General features: G+C 48.9%; 1 tRNA gene and 2 rRNA genes. All 3 read left to right on the plus strand.

Features of this window, described 5'->3' with window-relative positions:
- Positions 1-107, plus strand: a 16S ribosomal RNA gene (locus APT89_RS06680); the annotation flags it as partial.
- Between the two features lie 85 nt (positions 108-192).
- Positions 193-268 (plus strand) — tRNA-Glu (locus tag APT89_RS06685).
- Positions 269-451: 183 nt separating this feature from the next.
- Positions 452-685, plus strand: a 23S ribosomal RNA gene (locus tag APT89_RS06690); the annotation flags it as partial.

The following is a 685-nucleotide window of genomic DNA, read 5'->3' on the forward strand; positions in this document are numbered from 1 at the left end:
TAGGTAGCTTAACCTTCGGGAGGGCGCTTACCACTTTGTGATTCATGACTGGGGTGAAGTCGTAACAAGGTAACCGTAGGGGAACCTGCGGTTGGATCACCTCCTTACCTTAAAGAACCTGCCTTTGTAGTGCTCACACAGATTGTCTGATGAAAAGTAAACAGCAAGGCGTCTTGCGATTGAGACTGACACGTCCCCTTCGTCTAGAGGCCCAGGACACCGCCCTTTCACGGCGGTAACAGGGGTTCGAATCCCCTAGGGGACGCCACTTGCTGGTTCGTGAGTGAAAGTCACCTGCCGTCATATCTCAAAACTGACTTGCGAGTCATGTTTGAGATATTTGCTCTTTAAAAATCTGGATCAAGCTGAAAATTGAAACGACACATCTTTAATGGTGTGTTCGAGTCTCTCAAATTTTCGCAATCAGAAGTGAAACATCTTCGGGTTGTGAGGTTAAGCGACTAAGCGTACACGGTGGATGCCCTGGCAGTCAGAGGCGATGAAGGACGTGCTAATCTGCGAAAAGCGCCGGCGAGGTGATATGAACCTTTGACCCGGCGATGTCCGAATGGGGAAACCCAGTGCAATTCGTTGCACTATCGTTAACTGAATACATAGGTTAACGAGGCGAACCGGGGGAACTGAAACATCTAAGTACCCCGAGGAAAAGAAATCAACCGAGATT

Origin of the sequence: Enterobacter sp. 50588862 (assembly GCF_001462935.1) — a bacterium.
Taxonomy (GTDB): Bacteria; Pseudomonadota; Gammaproteobacteria; order Enterobacterales; family Enterobacteriaceae; genus Enterobacter; species Enterobacter bugandensis.